The sequence below is a fragment of the Ruegeria sp. ABV3_008 genome (assembly GCF_056161185.1).
In genome coordinates this window covers 193,572-209,432 of the sequence record NZ_JBSWYP010000001.1, presented here as the reverse complement: position 1 = coordinate 209,432, position 15,861 = coordinate 193,572, and the positions used below count along the sequence as shown (strand labels likewise).

General features: G+C 58.4%; 13 protein-coding genes. 7 read left to right on the top strand and 6 right to left on the bottom strand.

What is annotated here, in order from left to right; all coding sequences use genetic code 11:
- The first annotated feature begins 8 nt into the window (after nt 1–8).
- The 3 genes from ACXAH8_RS01020 (at nt 9) to ACXAH8_RS01010 (ending at nt 2,556) form a co-directional block, all read left to right on the top strand.
- Complete coding sequence (locus ACXAH8_RS01020; RefSeq protein WP_475215373.1) at nt 9–359, top strand: light-harvesting protein; 351 nt, start codon at nt 9–11, stop codon at nt 357–359.
- Nucleotides 360–464: 105 nt separating this feature from the next.
- Nucleotides 465–1,865 carry a PucC family protein gene (locus ACXAH8_RS01015; protein WP_475215371.1) on the top strand — a complete coding sequence of 467 codons (1,401 nt, stop codon included), beginning with the start codon at nt 465–467 and terminating at the stop codon, nt 1,863–1,865.
- Between the two features lie 82 nt (nt 1,866–1,947).
- Entirely contained in the window at nt 1,948–2,556 is a 609-nt protein-coding gene (locus ACXAH8_RS01010; protein WP_171668510.1) for a hypothetical protein, read from the top strand.
- Between the two features lie 13 nt (nt 2,557–2,569).
- Here the strand turns inward: ACXAH8_RS01010 and idi are convergent, their stop codons facing one another.
- Genes idi through ACXAH8_RS00980 form a run of 6 tightly spaced genes read right to left on the bottom strand, consistent with a single transcriptional unit; the run spans nt 2,570 to nt 8,743 of the window.
- Nucleotides 2,570–3,112: an isopentenyl-diphosphate delta-isomerase gene (gene idi, locus ACXAH8_RS01005; RefSeq protein ID WP_475215369.1), complete on the bottom strand. Its 543-nt coding sequence runs from the start codon at nt 3,110–3,112 to the stop codon at nt 2,570–2,572.
- Entirely contained in the window at nt 3,109–4,287 is a 1,179-nt protein-coding gene (locus tag ACXAH8_RS01000) for a geranylgeranyl diphosphate reductase (protein WP_475215368.1), read from the bottom strand. The genes idi and ACXAH8_RS01000 overlap by 4 nt, the downstream gene beginning before the upstream one ends.
- Nucleotides 4,288–4,289: 2 nt before the next feature.
- Complete coding sequence (locus tag ACXAH8_RS00995; protein WP_475215367.1) at nt 4,290–5,588, bottom strand: BCD family MFS transporter; 1,299 nt, start codon at nt 5,586–5,588, stop codon at nt 4,290–4,292.
- Nucleotides 5,585–6,493, bottom strand: a complete 909-nt coding sequence (gene chlG / locus ACXAH8_RS00990; RefSeq protein WP_475215365.1) for a chlorophyll synthase ChlG — start codon at nt 6,491–6,493, stop codon at nt 5,585–5,587. Before chlG ends, ACXAH8_RS00995 begins: the two co-directional genes overlap by 4 nt.
- 47 nt (nt 6,494–6,540) lie before the next feature.
- Nucleotides 6,541–7,986: a transcriptional regulator PpsR gene (ppsR, locus tag ACXAH8_RS00985; protein ID WP_475215362.1), complete on the bottom strand. Its 1,446-nt coding sequence runs from the start codon at nt 7,984–7,986 to the stop codon at nt 6,541–6,543.
- Nucleotides 7,961–8,743, bottom strand: a complete 783-nt coding sequence (locus ACXAH8_RS00980) for a cobalamin B12-binding domain-containing protein (protein ID WP_475215361.1) — start codon at nt 8,741–8,743, stop codon at nt 7,961–7,963. Before ACXAH8_RS00980 ends, ppsR begins: the two co-directional genes overlap by 26 nt.
- Before the next feature lie 305 nt (nt 8,744–9,048).
- On the opposite strand from ACXAH8_RS00980, the gene bchF reads away from it, so the two are divergent.
- Genes bchF through ACXAH8_RS00960 form a run of 4 tightly spaced genes read left to right on the top strand, consistent with a single transcriptional unit; the run spans nt 9,049 to nt 15,860 of the window.
- Nucleotides 9,049–9,537 carry a 2-vinyl bacteriochlorophyllide hydratase gene (gene bchF / locus ACXAH8_RS00975; RefSeq protein ID WP_171668517.1) on the top strand — a complete coding sequence of 163 codons (489 nt, stop codon included), beginning with the start codon at nt 9,049–9,051 and terminating at the stop codon, nt 9,535–9,537.
- Nucleotides 9,534–10,811 carry a ferredoxin:protochlorophyllide reductase (ATP-dependent) subunit N gene (locus ACXAH8_RS00970; protein WP_171668518.1) on the top strand — a complete coding sequence of 426 codons (1,278 nt, stop codon included), beginning with the start codon at nt 9,534–9,536 and terminating at the stop codon, nt 10,809–10,811. The genes bchF and ACXAH8_RS00970 overlap by 4 nt, the downstream gene beginning before the upstream one ends.
- Complete coding sequence (gene bchB / locus ACXAH8_RS00965) at nt 10,808–12,316, top strand: ferredoxin:protochlorophyllide reductase (ATP-dependent) subunit B (protein ID WP_171668519.1); 1,509 nt, start codon at nt 10,808–10,810, stop codon at nt 12,314–12,316. Before ACXAH8_RS00970 ends, bchB begins: the two co-directional genes overlap by 4 nt.
- Nucleotides 12,306–15,860, top strand: a complete 3,555-nt coding sequence (locus ACXAH8_RS00960) for a magnesium chelatase subunit H (protein ID WP_475215359.1) — start codon at nt 12,306–12,308, stop codon at nt 15,858–15,860. Before bchB ends, ACXAH8_RS00960 begins: the two co-directional genes overlap by 11 nt.
- Nucleotide 15,861 lies beyond the last annotated feature (1 nt).

Genomic DNA, 15,861 nt, shown 5'->3' with positions numbered 1-15,861 from the left:
GCGATCAGATGAACAACTCAAAAATCTGGCTCGTCGTTAAACCCACTGTTGGCATTCCGCTGTTCTTGTCAGCGGTCGCGGTTGGATCGTTTGCGGTTCATGTAGCGGTTCTCAGCAACACGACTTGGGTATCTGATTTCCTATCTGGTCAGCCTTTAGGCAGCGGTGAGGAAACCGCGATGCTACCGCAGGAAGATGGCGAAGCGACCGCGAAAGCATCGTTTGTTTCTGCAAGCACTGCGTCCAGCGGCGATCGGATCCTGGTAGAGATGCCGGATGGTACTCTGGCTGTAGCGACGGTCGAAGCACCAGCCGTTCTGGCATCGGCATCCGAGGCGGTTCCGCCTCCGGAGCACTGAGGCCAGCAAAAACAACGGAACGGGTCCGGTGCTAAGCGGCACCGGACAGACCAGTCGCTTGAAGATATCGGCTGGCATGAGACGATTTGGGACAAGTATTGAGCAATGCTCGACTATCGGTCATTTGCACTGAATAAGCTGTCGCGGCTTAGCACGCGGTATCTGCCTTTCGCAGACGTGGCGAGCGATGATGTTCCGATGACAAGGCTTCTTCGACTGTCTTTGTTTCAAGTCACTGTTGGCATGGCCTTGGTCCTGCTCGTCGGCACATTGAATCGGGTGATGATTGTCGAGTTGGGTGTTTCCGCCGCATTGGTTTCGGTGATGATTGCCCTGCCCATTTTATTCGCACCTTTGCGCGCGTTGATTGGGTTCAAATCAGATACGCACAGCTCGGCCCTTGGCTTAAGGCGCTTCCCATACATTTACCGCGGTACGCTGCTGCAATTCGGCGGCTTTGCCATCATGCCCTTCGCGCTGCTGGTGTTATCGGGTTATGGCGAGGCGATCGACGCCCCCCGCTGGATCGGCTTGTCTTCGGCGGCGTTGTCTTTCCTGCTGGTCGGCGCGGGAGTTCACATGGTTCAGACCGTTGGCCTTGCGCTTGCGACCGACCTTGTTCCGCAAGAGGACCAGCCCAAGGTCGTTGGGCTGATGTATGTCATGCTGCTTATAGGGATGATTGGATCTGCATTCATCTTTGGTGCGCTGCTTGAAAACTACAGCCCGGGACGCCTGATCCAGGTCATTCAAGGTGCCGCAGTCATTACAGTTCTTCTGAACGGTTTCTCAGTTTGGAAACAAGAGCCGAGAGGTCGGCATGTCAAAGCCGTCCCAGCACCGCCATTTTCAGTCGCCTGGGAAAGGTTTGCAAATCGGGCCGGAGCAAAACGTTTGCTAACGGTGATCGCTTTGGGAACCTTCGCCTTCGGAATTGCGGATGTGATCATCGAACCCTATGGCGGTCAGGTTCTGAGAATGTCGGTTGCCGCGACCACTAAGCTCACCGCGACGCTGGCACTTGGCACGTTGTTTGGTCTGGCTGTTGCCTCGCGCATCCTGGGCCGGGGCGGCTCACCCACCCGTATGTGCCTGATGGGGGCTCTTGTCGGCATTCCGGGTTACATCGCGATCATTCTGGCCTCGCCGCTGGATTGGTTGTCCCTGTTCGTGGCCGGAACCTTTGCAACCGGTGTCGGTGCTGGTCTGTTTGGTCATGGAACGCTAACCGCAACCATGCGATCAGCGCCTAAAACCCAAACCGGGCTCGCGCTTGGCGCATGGGGGGCTGTTCAGGCGACAGCCGCTGGTGCTGGTGTTGCACTGGGCGGCGTCATCCGAGATTTGATGCTGCAATTGCAGGGTGATCACCAGTTTGCGCCCGAAGTCGCCTATCTACCGGTCTTTTCGATGCAGATTCTCTTTCTTGCCTTCGCTCTCGTTGCGGTTTTGCCGCTCTTGCGCCTGCACCCTACCCGGCCTGACCATTCGGCCTACCTTAACTGAAAGCAAATGGAGTTGACGAAAGCCAGACCGACCTAACCCGCCGAACCGGTGCCCGACATTGAACTGAAGAACAGGAGCGATCATGACGACTGTAATTTCAAGAATATACGCAGACGAAACCACAGCCGAAGGCGTGAGGACAGCGCTGCGCGAAGCCGGGCATCCCGATGCAAATATCGACGTCTTCAAAGGAGCTGCAAGGGGTCTGGCGGGTAAAATTCACGCCGCGCGGGTCGCCAAAGATACTGCAGCCGTCTATGCCAAAATGCTGAAAGAAGACGGGGCAACACTGATTGTGATGCGCGCGCCTTTCACCCCGTTCGGGGCCGCACGGAACGCCATGAAGATCATGGACAGCGTCCAAAGCGTGCCGGCAAAGGTCGAAACCGAAACGCAGTATGTCCGTGACGAACCTGACATGGACCTGTTCATCGGTCAGAAAATTCTGCGCGATCATCCCAGATTCCTGACCCCGGACATGAACCCCTATGCAAACGCAAATCGCGGGCTGGTATCGCGGGCGATGCACTGGAAACTGCTGACGAAGCACCGCACCAAACGCTCGGCGATGTCTGGGACACGTTTCATGTCGCAGCGGATTCTGCCGTTCAAGCTGCTGTCGAACAAGCCCAGAAAAATCTCGGTGATTTCGGGCGGCAAACGGATGCTTTACAACCCGTCAGTAGACTAACCAGCAGATATGGCTAAGATAAAAGGTCGGCCGTGAGGGTCGGTCCAAGAATTTTCTGCGCATGGTTTCGCATGTAAATCTGCAGCCACGGTGTAAAAGCGTCTGGCGTGCGCTCGATCTCAGCATTTAGATCAGACACATGAACCCAGCGCGTATCCGAGACCTCGTGAGGGTTTGCATTCACCGCCAGGTCAATGGGCGCTTCGGCACAAAAGACGTCGACCAGTTCATGCTCGATCAACCCCTGCCCTACGTCGGCGCGATATTCCAGCACAGTGGTGAAGCGTGGCGACAAACCGGTGATCCCCAACTCTTCGCGCAAGCGTCGAGTTGCACAATCAAGCGAGACCTCATTCCACTGCGGATGGGTGCAACACGTATTCGCCCAGAGGCCCGGCGTGTGGTATTTACCCGCAGCCCGTTTCTGCAACAACAAGGTCGGCCCCCGCAGAACAAAGACTGATACCGCCTTGTGACGCAGACCCAACTGATGCGCTTTCAGCTTTTCTACAGGTTGCAGACTGCCGTCGAGCCAAGCGGGAATCATCGTGTTCATACGAATTCCGCCCGAACCAGCCCCGTCAGATGCGCAAGGTTCTTCAGACCGATGCGCACATGCGCCATCGGGCGCGCCTTGACCAGTTTCTTGTTCATATAGGCCTCGAACGTCAGGCGCTGCACATCGATGTCATGGCATAGCGACACGAACCGCTCGCGTCGGTCGTCTGAGCGGTAATAGGCGTTTTGCATCGAAGCCAGCACGCGGAAAACCGTCTTATGCTCTTTCAGGAACAGTCGCCGCGCCAGTTTGAGGTCGGAAACCTTGCATGAGGCAAGGCAGGCTTGCGCAGCGGTTGCCGCAACCGTGCCACCTACCATCGCGTAGTAGATCCCCTCGCCCGAGCTTGGAGCCACCACGCCTGCAGCATCCCCAGCCAGAACGACGTCGCGACCGTTGTCCCAGCGATCCAATGGTTTTAGCGGAATCGGTGCGCCTTCGTGACGGATTGTACGGCACCCCTCCAAACCGGATACGCTCCGCAGCTCCTTCGTCGCTTTCTTGAGGTCGAACCCGTTGATACCGGTCCCCATACCTACGCTGGCGGTCTGGCCGTGAGGGAACACCCAGCCATAGAAATCTGGAGAAATCGATCCATCATAGACCACGTCACATCGGGTCGGATCATAGGCCTGCACCGCGTCCGGTGCTTCGATAATCTCATGATAAGCAATGACATAGGGGATCTTGTCACCACCGGGAACCTCGGCCCGCGCAACGTTTGACCGCGCTCCATCCGCACCGATGATCAGCCGCGTGGGCAGTTTCACCTCTTCCTTGCTCTGTTTTTCCCGATAGACAACCGAAGGGCCGCGTTCGTCTCGTTCGATCCGCAGGAACGTCCCCGTATGGCGCCGCGCACCGGCGGATTGTGCCCGCTGGCGCAGGAATTCATCAAAATACTCTCTGTCGACCATCCCGACAAATCCGTTTTCGATGGCAATATCCACCTGCCGCCCGGTCGGAGAGATCATGCGCGCCGTGTTGATCTTGGCCACCAATTGTTCGTCAGGGATGTTGTAGTCCTCGATCAAACGCGGCGGGATCGCCCCGCCACAAGGCTTGATCCGCCCGTCCCGGTCAAGCATGCAAACCTTATGCCCGGCTTTTGCCAGATCTTCGGCGGCTGTGGCTCCGGCTGGGCCGCCACCGACGACTACGACATCATACATGGCTATTCTCCCGCAACGACGTGCGTATCACGCCGTGTTTCGTGAATGACTTGATCGGCAAGGATTGCAGCGGCGACAAACAGGGCAGCTTCGGCGAGGAAGACCGCTCCGAACGCGTTTGCATCCGACATCGCTGACCGGAATACATCCGCCGCCGCTGCGCCCAGCAAACCTCCGACACCAGCGGCAATTGCTTGTGCTGCACCCCAAAGCCCCATGCGCGTGCCTTCTTGTCCACTGGCATGCTCACCGGCCAGTTCCATCATGGCGCCGATCGCAGCCACAGCGAACATGCCATTGAAGAAGCCAAGCGCCACAACGGCCCATATCAGTGGGGCACCCGGCCCCATCTGGCCCATCGCGAAGATCACCCCCAGACTGACCGCAGAACCCAGGCAGCCTGCAACCACCCAACCGCGCAGCGATCCGATCCTCAGCCCGGTTACGGCGATCCCAACTGAGAGCATCCCAAGGAATACCCCGCCGTTTTGTGCCCCAGACAGGGATGTGGATTCGCCCGGCGTAAAGCCGAATACCAGTCCCGCATAGGGTTCTAAGATCAATTCCTGCATGAAGAAGGCTGTCATCGACAGGAAGACAAACACAGTGAACCTGCGTGCCGCATCATCCGCCCAGACGTCGCGCAGAGCGTCGCGGAATCGCAGCTTAGCTTTCGATGGCCGTATAACAGTCTCTACGCCCGCCTCGATGCGCCATGTGGCCACAGACGTCAGAACTACGGCGCCCAACCCGACACACGCGACGATGACAAGCAGTCTGAACGGGCTATACGGATCGAGCATCGCACCAACAGATGCGGCGGTAATCGCGATCCCGGCAATCATCATAAGCCATGTGATCGTTGCAGCAGCCGCGCGGCGGCGAGGCGCCGTGGCAGTAGCGAGTAAAGCCAGCAATGACGTGCCTGACGCGCCGACCCCCACGCCGATCGCTGTGTACGAGAGGACCGACAGGAACAGCGCTAACCAGAAGCTCTCGCCAAAGAGCGGAATGCAGAACGCCGCACCCAAAGCCCCAAACGCAAGGATCGCCATGCCCCCGATAACCCATGGGGTCCTCCGCCCCGTCGCGTCCGACAGAAAGCCCCAATGTGGGCGAGAAATCTGAATACCGTAATGCAGACCCACCAAAAGGCCCGGCAGGATCGCAGGCAGCGCCAGTTCGACCACCATAAGCCGGTTCAGGGTCGATGTTGTGAGAACTACGATGCTCCCCAAACACATCTGAACCAGACCCAGCCGGACAATTCCGATCCAAGAGAGATATCCGGAGTTGCTCATACCAAAGCCTCCAATCCACGCAGGCCAAAGGCCGCGATCATCATGCCACCGACGTAAAGGGATACGCCGGTGCCGTTGTACCAAGGTGCCTTTGCTTTGGGGTCTTTCAGCAAGACGCGCATTGCCATCAGCTGACCGATCACTGCAGCCAGGATAGCCACAGCAAAGATCGGTTGGCCCCAAAGCGTCAACAGAGCAATGACGGCCATTTGCGGCACAATCATCATCCAACATGCCAAACGAGCAGCGCGCTCAGGTCCGAGTGTCACCGGAAGGGAGTTGATCCCCAATTGCCGATCACCCTCTAACGCCTTGAAATCATTCAACGTCATGATCCCATGCGCGCCAAGCGCATAGAGCGCAGCGATGATCACGACTTGCGAGGAAGGTGCCCCAGCCGACAGAACCGCCGCGCCGGTGAACCAGGGCAGGCCTTCGTAACACAGGGCCACAAGGCCCGGACCCCACCAGCCTGAACGTTTCAGCCGTACGGGTTCAGCCGAATAGGCCCAGGCTGCAAGCACTCCAAACACGGTTGCGCCAAAGCCCCAGGGCCCCAACTGCCAACCGACCGCCAAGGCCAGAACGCTCATCGCGATGGCGATCCAAGCCCCCCACATACCGGGGATACGACCCGACGGAATAGGGCGGTGGGGCTCGTTGATCTTGTCGACATGACGGTCGCACCAGTCATTCGCGGCCTGACTCATTCCGCAGACAATCGGGCCGGCAAGGACGAGGCCCAACAGGATCAATCCGATCTGTCCAGACAATGCGCCGCCCGAGGACACCACCCCGCACAAAAACGCCCACATCGGTGGAAACCAGGTGATGGGCTTGATCAACTCCAACGCCGCCAGTGGCTGCGGCCAGGAGGATGAGTGTAAATCAGGATTTGCGCTCATGTGTCAATCTTGATTGACAACTTGAGTCGATGCAAGAAAAACGCGCGCTATTCGCCGTCTTGTTTTTCCTGAATTCCCAGCTTGTGCAACTTGACGTATAGACTTTGGCGCGACAGGCCCAACATTTCGGCAGCGGCAGCCCGGTTATTGCCCGTTAGCTCAATCGCCGTCTCAATGCACATGCGCTCGATCACATCCGTGGTCTGGGACACGATTTCCTTGAGATGCGCCGAACCCACCAGATCAACCACGTCCCCACCCGCCAGATTCTGACGATTGTTGACCGGCGCCCGCATCGCCTCGGACCGCGTTGCGTCCCGGATCACAAATGCGACGGATGGATTAGAGCGGCTGTTCAAATAGGAAACCGAGACCTCGGCAGCTGTCCAAACGCCCACGTCGTTGCAAAACTTGGTCGCATATACGGACATGCGACCTGATTTCATTGCATTATCAAGCAGTACATTCAGGTCAATCTGACCGCGCGACATGTATTCAGCCAGGCTGGTTCCCCGCACGTCTACGTGATGGGCAAAATCGACGAGCCTGAGAAATGCTTCATTTGCCGACTGAATGACACCCTTGCTATCCGTGAAAACAATCGCCTCAGTCCCCGTCCGGAACAGCCGAGCCAGATTGTCCGACAGCTGATCGCTGGCGTGTTCTTCCGTTGTGCCAGATTCCAGACGACAGATCAGCAAACGCTCCCCGCCGGCCCGGAAACTAATCGGCGTTATCGTTATGTCACTGCGCGTACGCTTGGCCTGAATGGTCACCTCAGCGTCGACCTCTGAAAGCGCCAGAGCCAAAATGTTCTGAACAAATTCGGAACGTCCGCGATCCTTGAATTCATTTGCAAAGGGCTGGCCCTGAAGCTGGTCTTTAGCAGCCCCTAACAGATGCGCGGCCGCATCGTTCAAATCGCGAATACGCCCATCTGTGACCGACACCAACGCAAAAGCGTCACGCGTGACCGACATCAGCATGCGGTAGCGCGCGTCAAACTCACGCCGCTCCTCATAGCCTTGCTCCAACGCCAGTTGGGCCTGAACCAATTGCTGTTGAGTTTCAGCGACTTGTCGCAAATCACGCCCAAGCATCAGGATGGCAGGCTCGCTGTGTCCGACCGGATGTATCGAATATCGAACCGGATATTGCCAAGCCATTTTGTCCCGATGGTTCAATTCGACCTGCTGAATACTGGCGCTTTCGGCAGTCTGCTTGAGTATGCGGTCCAGCTTGGGAAGGCACTCCTCGGTCAAATAGTCTGTCAGATTGTTGCCAACCCAATGATCCAGATCGCCGTAAGGGGCACCGTTTTCGCTGACCAACGCGGCCATGACCACGCCCTCTGCATCTATGATCAATGCTATATCTGACGCTTCAGAAAGAACGCCTGCTAAGAACTCTGGTTCGATCATTGGCAGTGCGGCGATCTGCCAAGGGTTCGGCTTGCCCGACGTCATGTCATTGAGCCGCGAGAGGACCCGCACGATCCTTGGCGTTCGCCAGTCCGGCAAGCGCAACTTCGAAGTTGGATGTGGTAATATCCGCGCCTGTTCCTGTTGAAGTCAACTTCACCTGCTTCTCTATTGCCCCGCCAATAACCAGCCTTGGCGGCCGGTTTATTTCTGACCGAATACGTGTGATCAAACGTACCGCATTGTCAAGAGCCTGGGTTCCAGCACAGGAGATCAGCGCAGCATCAAACCGCCCCCGCCGAATGCATGATACCACTTCCTTTTGTTTGGCTCCGGCGATCAACTGAACGGAACATCCCATGCGGCGCAACTGCGACGTCATCACGACTGATCCGATCATGTGCTGCTCACCAGGTGCTATAGCGACAAGGATCGTGGGCTGCCCAGTACGACGCGGGCGCATGTCCCAGTTATCTGACAAGGCCTTGCACAGTGCATAGAGACGCGAAGACGCAAATGTTACCGTCGCGAAACTCGCTTCATCATCCACCCACATCTGACCAGCGCGACGAGCGGCTTCAGGGATGCATATGTCAATAATCTCGGACGATGACACACCAGTTTCCCTCAAGAAATCAATTGCCGTTTCTTGAGAAAAGTCTCCGTCGTACATCACCTCGGCAAACAGCCAATCTGTCACCTCATTGAGATCCAGCAACGACGGGTTCTGTGACTGCGAGTCAAGGGAACTCAAGACCTGCTTCGCAAACGCTTCAAGTTGGTTTTGATCCAGTGGTCGATTGCCTTGAAATGGATCGACAGGTGGCATCGGAGTATCCAATCCTTGTTAAAGGGCTGCGACTGGAATCGTTATTGGGGTGGTTAACTGACCTCGGATCAGTCTGGTTCAAGTGGACGGATTTGTCAAACTTAGTAGACATATTGTGGATATCTCCATCCGGAATGAACGCGGAACTTTATATTATCATTTAATTTCAATAATATAATTCAGTATCCAAGTTGCAAATCCAGAAAGTCGTGGATTCTCTTCAACTTTTCCAGAGTGTAAGTTTTAATTGACACTTTCCAATCCAGCCCTCTACGCTGGTGTAGAAGTTCAGGAGGGAGGCCACCATGGCGCGACCAGCCATGAGTACGCCTGGAACGCACCAGCTTTACACACCGGACCAACTGGCGCGCCGGGACAGCACATATTGGACGACCGTTCAGGGCATCCTGGCACCGCTGCAATTTGCGGTGTTTCTTGTCTCGCTTGGGTTGGTGCTGCGCTACCTTGCAACCGGTGAGGGATACACGATCGCCACCGTTTCGATTGTCCTGAAAACGCTCGTTCTGTACCTAATTATGGTCACCGGTGCGATCTGGGAAAAGGTCGTGTTCGGGCAGTACCTGCTGGCCCCTGCCTTCTTCTGGGAAGACGTTTTCAGCTTTCTGGTCATCGCCCTGCACACGGCGTATTTGGTCGCCCTTTCAACAGGTTGGCTAACACCGACACAACTGATGCTGCTGACCTTGGCCGCGTATCTGGCGTATGTGATCAACGCTGGGCAGTTCCTTTGGAAGCTCCGCCGCGCGCGGTTGCAGATGCAGGCCCGCGCATGAATACCGCTGCTCCCATATCCACGGGCTGCACCCAGACGCCGCTGCTGCGTGAGCGTGGCCAGCACGAGGTTTTCTGCGGTCTGACATCAATTATCTGGCTGCACCGGATGATGCCGGATTCCTTCTTTCTGGTGGTCGGCTCGCGCACCTGCGCGCATCTGCTGCAAAGCGCCGCCGGCGTCATGATCTTCGCCGAGCCGCGCTTTGGCACAGCGATTCTTGAAGAGACTGATCTGGCCGGCATGGCCGACGCGCAGCAAGAGATCGACCGCGAAGTTGACCGTTTACTGTCAAGACGGGCTGACATTCGCCGATTGTTCCTTGTTGGCTCTTGCCCGTCCGAGGTGATTAAGCTGGATCTTGCCAAAGCGGCTGAACGGCTGAACGCGCGCTATGCGCCAAAGATCCGGGTGCTGAACTTCACCGGCTCGGGGATCGAGACCACTTTTACGCAGGGCGAAGACAGTTGCCTGGCCGCGATGGTTGCGGCGATGCCCAACAGCGACGCAGCGCAGCTGGTCGTCGCCGGGGGTCTGCCGGACGTTGTTCAGGATCAGATGCTGGACCTGCTGTCGAAGATCGGTGTGTCGAACGTCCGGCTGCTCCCCAATCGCTCCAGCGACCAAGAGTTCGGGATTGGACCGAATACTCAGGTGGCCTTTGTGCAGCCCTTCCTGGGTGAGACCCACGACATTCTGGTGCGCCGGGGCGCACAACCAATCCGCGCGCCGTTCCCTTTGGGTGAGCAGGGTACAACTGCATGGCTGCATGCCGTTGCTGCCCGCTTCGGTATTTCGGCAGATCATGTGGACGCGGTCACGCAGTCCGCGCGCCTGCGGGCACAAAAGGCGATTGCGCAAGCCTCGGAACCGCTCAGAGGGAAGCGCGTTTTCCTGATGCCTGACAGTCAGTTAGAGGTTCCGCTGGCGCGTTTCCTGTCTCGTGAATGCGGCATGGAACTGGTTGAGGTCGGAACACCCTATCTTCACCGCGATCTGGTCGGCCAAGACCTTGCTGAAATCCAAAACGGTCCAACCCTGTCCGAAGGCCAAGATGTCGAAAAACAACTCGACCGGGTGCGCGCTGCGCAGCCCGATCTGACGGTTTGCGGCTTAGGACTTGCCAACCCGCTCGAAGCCGAAGGGCTGGCGACCAAATGGGCCATCGAGTTGGTCTTCTCGCCCATCCATTTCTACGAACAAGCCGGTGATCTGGCTGGTCTGTTTGCCCGCCCACTGCGTCGGCGCAGCCTTTTGGGGGTGGCGGCAGAATGAAGCTTTCGGTGTGGACATATGAAGGCCCGCCCCATGTGGGGGCCATGCGCGTCGCAACGGCGATGACCGGGCTGCATTATGTTCTGCACGCTCCGCAAGGCGACACCTACGCCGATCTGTTGTTCACCATGATCGAACGTCGCAATCACCGCCCGCCGGTGACCTATACGACGTTCCAGGCGCGTGATTTGGGGTCTGACACTGCCAAGTTGTTCCGTGACGCCTGTCAGGCTGCGTATGACAGATTCCAGCCACAGGCTATGATCGTTGGCGCCTCCTGCACCGCCGAGTTGATCCAGGACGATCCCGGCGGGTTGGGCGAAGCCTTGGGACTGCCCGTTCCGGTGATCCCGCTGGAACTGCCCAGCTATCAGCGGAAAGAGAACTTCGGTGCGGATGAGACCTTTCTACAAATCGTGCGTTGCCTCGCCAAACCGACCGAACGCACGAAACGCGTGTCATGCAACCTGATCGGTGCCACCGCGCTGGGTTTCCGACATCGCGATGACATCACCGAAATCACAGCCCTACTGAATGATATGGGCGTCGAAGTTAATGTTACTGCCCCTTTTGGCGCGACACCGTCCGACATTACGCGCTTGGGGGCCGCACATTTCAACGTGCTGATGTATCCCGAAACCGGTGAAAGCGCCTGTCGCTGGATGGAACGGAACCTCGGCCAACCCTATACACGCATTATTCCCATCGGCGTCGGTGCGACGAGGGAGTTCGTCAATGAAGTAGCCGCGCTCGCCGGATGCGCACCGAGCCTGGATACCGACCGGCTGCGCCTTCCGTGGTACTCGGCCAGCGTCGACAGCACCTATCTGACTGGCAAGCGCGTCTTCCTGTTTGGCGATGGCACCCATGTCGCTGCCGCCACTCGTATCGCGCGCGAGGAAATGGGGTTCGAAGTCGTCGGCATCGGTTGTTTCAACCGCGAAATGGCCCGCCCGATCCGCGCACTGGCCAAGGAGATCTGTGTCGAGGCGCTGATCACTGATGATTACCTTAAGGTCGAGGCGCGGATTTCGGACCTCGCGCCTGAACTGATCCTCGGCACGCAGATGGAACGCCACATCGGCAAGCGTCTGGGCATTCCCTGTGCCGTCATCTCAGCTCCGGTTCATGTACAGGACTTCCCCGCCCGCTATTCGCCGCAAATGGGTATCGAAGGCGCTAACGTGATCTTTGACACTTGGGTACATCCGCTGGTCATGGGGCTGGAGGAACACCTGCTGCACATGTTCCGCGAAGACCCCGAATTCAACGACGCCGCCGGCCCCTCGCATCATGCCCATGGAGCCAAGCAGGTTGCAGAAATAGCGGATTCCACCGGCGCCCATATCATCTGGCTGGATGACGCCGAGCGTGAGCTGCGCAAAGTCCCCTTCTTCGTGCGCGGCAAGGCGCGGCGCAATACGGAAGCGTTTGCCGAGGCGCGGGGCGAATCCGAAATCTCCGTCGAAACACTTTACGAGGCCAAGGCCCACTATGCGCGATGACAGCCAGACATATCGGCCCTATCGCATCGCGATCGTGACGCTGGACAGCCACGCCGCCGGTCCGTGTGATCGGGTTCTGGCGCGACTACAATCCGATTTTCCCGGCTTGGAACTTGAAGTGTTTGCCGCTGCGGAATGGGGCGAAGACCCGACTGCGCTTGAAGCCGCGCGACAGGGTGTCGCCAAGGCCAATCTCGTCATCGCCAATCTTCTGTTCCTTGAAGAACATATCAACGCAATCCTGCCCGCGCTTCAGGCCCGGCGCGACAGTTGCGACGCGATGATCGGCATCATTGCCGATGCGCAGATCGTCAAGCTGACCCGCATGGGCGCGCTGGATATGGCCGCGCCAACCTCAGGCGCTCTGAAACTGCTGCGTAGGCTGCGGGGCTCGTCCAAGCCATCCTCCGATACCGGCCAGCGCAAGATGAAAATCCTGCGCCGCCTGCCGCAGATCCTGAAATTCATCCCCGGCAAGGCTCAGGACTTGCGCGCTTGGTTCATCACCATGCAGTACTGGCTTGGCAGTTCTGACGACAATATGGAGGCGATGGTTCGTTTCCTAATCAGCCGCTACGCTGACAGGCCGGAATGGCAGAACGCGGAGGCTCCGGACCCGCGCGAGTATCCCGATGCGGGTCTGTATCACCCGGACTTGCCCCAGCGTATCACCACTGATGTGGAGGACCTGCCTGCTCCTCGCAAACCGCGTGCGACCGTGGGTGTTCTGATGATGCGGTCCTATGTGCTCAGCTCTGACACCGCGCATTATGATGCGGTTATCCGTTCCCTTGAAGTCAAGGGCTTGCGGGTGATCCCGGCCTTCGCAGGTGGGTTGGATGCGCGGCCTGCCGTCGACCAGTTCTTTCAAAAGGATGGTGCTCGCAAGATTGACGCTCTGTTGTCGCTGACCGGTTTCTCGCTTGTGGGCGGTCCGGCTTACAATGATAATGAAAACGCGATCAAGGTTTTGGAAAACCTTGATATTCCTTACGTATCGGCACACCCGCTTGAGTTCCAAACTCTGGATCAATGGGCCGCGTCTCCGCAAGGGCTTGGGCCGATTGAAACCACTATGCTGATCGCCCTGCCCGAGTTGGATGGCGCAACCGTTCCCACCGTTTTCGCCGGGCGCCACGGGCCAAATGGCTGCACTGGCTGTTCTCTGAACTGCAAAACCATCACCAGCAAAGCCATGGCCCCCTGCCCCGAGCGGATTGAGGTTTTGGCCGCCCGTATGGCTCGGTTAGCTGCTCTGCGCAAATCCCGCGCGGCCGAGCGCAAGCTGGCAATTGTTCTCTTCGGCTTCCCACCCAATGCCGGGGCCGCTGGAACCGCCGCACATCTGGATGTCTTCGCGTCTCTGCTGAACACGATGCGGGCGTTGAAGGCCGATGGCTATGATCTCGAGCCGCCCGAAACGGTCGAAGACCTGCGCGAAGCTGTGTTGGGCGGCAGCGCCGAGATTTACGGGCAAGAGGCCAACGTCGCTGCCAAGATCAGCGCCGATGACATCGTGCGCGATACGCCATGGCTGGATGAGATTGAGGCAAGTTGGGGACCCGCCCCCGGTCGGGTTCAGACGGATGGGCGCGACGTTTTTGTTCTGGGGCGTCAGTTCGGCAATATCTTCGTCGGTCTGCAACCGGGCTTCGGATACGAGGGCGACCCAATGCGCCTGCTGTTCGAACACGGCTTTGCCCCGACCCACGCCTTTGCTCAGTTCTACCTATGGCTCCGCAACAGCTTCGGTGCGGATGCCGTACTGCACTTCGGTATGCACGGCGCGTTGGAATTCATGCCGGGTAAACAAACTGGTCTCAGCGGCGCGGACTGGCCAGATCGCCTCATCGGAGACCTGCCGAACATCTACCTCTACGCCGCAAACAACCCGTCCGAGGCCACTCTGGCCAAGCGCCGGTCTGGCGCGGTGACCGTCAGCCACCTGACTCCGCCGCTTTCCTGCGCGGGGCTGTACAAAGGATTGGCTGAACTGAAAGACAGCCTCAGCCGCTGGCGCGCCCTGCCCCCGAATGCACCCGACCGCGCGGATCTTGAAACGCTGATTGCGGATCAGGCCGAGGCCGTGGATCTGGACGGACAAGACCCAGCGGCCCTGTGGCATACCCTGCTGGATACCGAAGGCGCGTTGATCCCGGAAGGTCTGCATGTGGTCGGCCAACCGATGGCTGAGCACGAGCGCTCAGACTATCTGGACCTGCTCGATCTGGACACGACAGGTCGCGCCGAAATGGACGCGGCGCTGTCCCGAGAGACCGAACTCCCCGCCCTGCTGCGAGCGCTGCAAGGTCGATTTACACCACCTGTTCCCGGCGGCGATCTGCTGCGCAACCCCGATATTCTACCCACAGGTCGTAACATCCATGCCTTCGATCCGTTCCGGATGCCCACAGCCTATGCCTGCCAAGACGGTGCGAAACAGGCGGAACTGCTGCTGAAAACCCATGATACCCTGCCGCGCAGCGTGGCCCTGGTGCTGTGGGGCAGCGACAACATCAAATCCGATGGCGGCCCCATCGGGCAGGCACTGGCCCTGATGGGCGCAAAACCCCGGTTTGACAGCTTTGGCCGTCTGTCCGGGGCGGACCTGATCCCTCTATCGGAACTGGGCCGTCCCCGGATCGACGTGGTGATGACCCTTTCGGGTATTTTCCGCGACCTGCTGCCCCTGCAAACCCGCCTGCTGGCCGAGGCCGCGCTGAAGGCCGCACAAGCCGATGAGCCGCTGGACCAGAACTTCATCCGCGCGCATTCACTTGCCTATGCCGAGCGCATGAATGTGTCCTTGGAAGAGGCCGCCCTCCGCGTCTTCTCGAATGCCGAAGGGGCCTATGGCTCGAACGTCAATCAACTGGTCGACAGTCTGGCCTTCGTGGACGAGGACGAATTGGCCGACGCCTACGAGGCCCGCAAGGGTTTCGCCTATGACACCAAGGGCAAAGCGCAAAAGAACACCGATCTGCTGCAACAAACGATGAAAGACGTCGAGGTTGCGTATCAGAACCTCGAATCCGTCGAGTTAGGCGTCACCACCGTTGACCACTATTTCGATACTCTGGGCGGTATTTCCCGCGCCGTGCGCCGGGCACGGGGTTCGGATGTAGCGGTCTATATCAGCGATCAGACACGGGGCGATGGCAAAGTGCGCACCTTGGCCGATCAAGTGGCGCTGGAGACACGGTCCCGCTCGCTGAACCCGAAATTCTACGAAGGATTATTGAAGCACGGCGCCGAGGGCGTTCGCCAGATCGAGGCGCATGTGACCAACACACTGGGCTGGTCGGCCACCACCGGTCAGGTGGAACCTTGGGTGTATCAGCGCATCTCGGAAACTTTCGTGCTGGATGAAGACATGCGCAACCGGCTGGCCGATCTGAACCCGGTCGCCTCCAGCCGCATGGCCAACCGCCTGCTCGAGGCCAGCGATCGCGCCTATTGGCAACCCGATGCGGAAACCCTCGACGCGCTGCAACGCGCGGCAGACGCGCTGGAAGACCGGATGGAAGGGATTGCCGCGGAATGAG

Bases quoted from the DNA above. Each gene is read 5' to 3' on its own strand.
- ACXAH8_RS01020 (WP_475215373.1), top strand. From the start codon at position 9: ATGAACAACTCAAAAATCTGGCTCGTCGTTAAACCCACTGTTGGCATT.
- ACXAH8_RS01015 (WP_475215371.1), top strand. From the start codon at position 465: ATGCTCGACTATCGGTCATTTGCACTGAATAAGCTGTCGCGGCTTAGC.
- ACXAH8_RS01010 (WP_171668510.1), top strand. From the start codon at position 1,948: ATGACGACTGTAATTTCAAGAATATACGCAGACGAAACCACAGCCGAA.
- idi (WP_475215369.1), bottom strand. From the start codon at position 3,112: ATGAACACGATGATTCCCGCTTGGCTCGACGGCAGTCTGCAACCTGTA.
- ACXAH8_RS01000 (WP_475215368.1), bottom strand. From the start codon at position 4,287: ATGTATGATGTCGTAGTCGTCGGTGGCGGCCCAGCCGGAGCCACAGCC.
- ACXAH8_RS00995 (WP_475215367.1), bottom strand. From the start codon at position 5,588: ATGAGCAACTCCGGATATCTCTCTTGGATCGGAATTGTCCGGCTGGGT.
- chlG (WP_475215365.1), bottom strand. From the start codon at position 6,493: ATGAGCGCAAATCCTGATTTACACTCATCCTCCTGGCCGCAGCCACTG.
- ACXAH8_RS00980 (WP_475215361.1), bottom strand. From the start codon at position 8,743: ATGCCACCTGTCGATCCATTTCAAGGCAATCGACCACTGGATCAAAAC.
- bchF (WP_171668517.1), top strand. From the start codon at position 9,049: ATGGCGCGACCAGCCATGAGTACGCCTGGAACGCACCAGCTTTACACA.
- ACXAH8_RS00970 (WP_171668518.1), top strand. From the start codon at position 9,534: ATGAATACCGCTGCTCCCATATCCACGGGCTGCACCCAGACGCCGCTG.
- bchB (WP_171668519.1), top strand. From the start codon at position 10,808: ATGAAGCTTTCGGTGTGGACATATGAAGGCCCGCCCCATGTGGGGGCC.
- ACXAH8_RS00960 (WP_475215359.1), top strand. From the start codon at position 12,306: ATGCGCGATGACAGCCAGACATATCGGCCCTATCGCATCGCGATCGTG.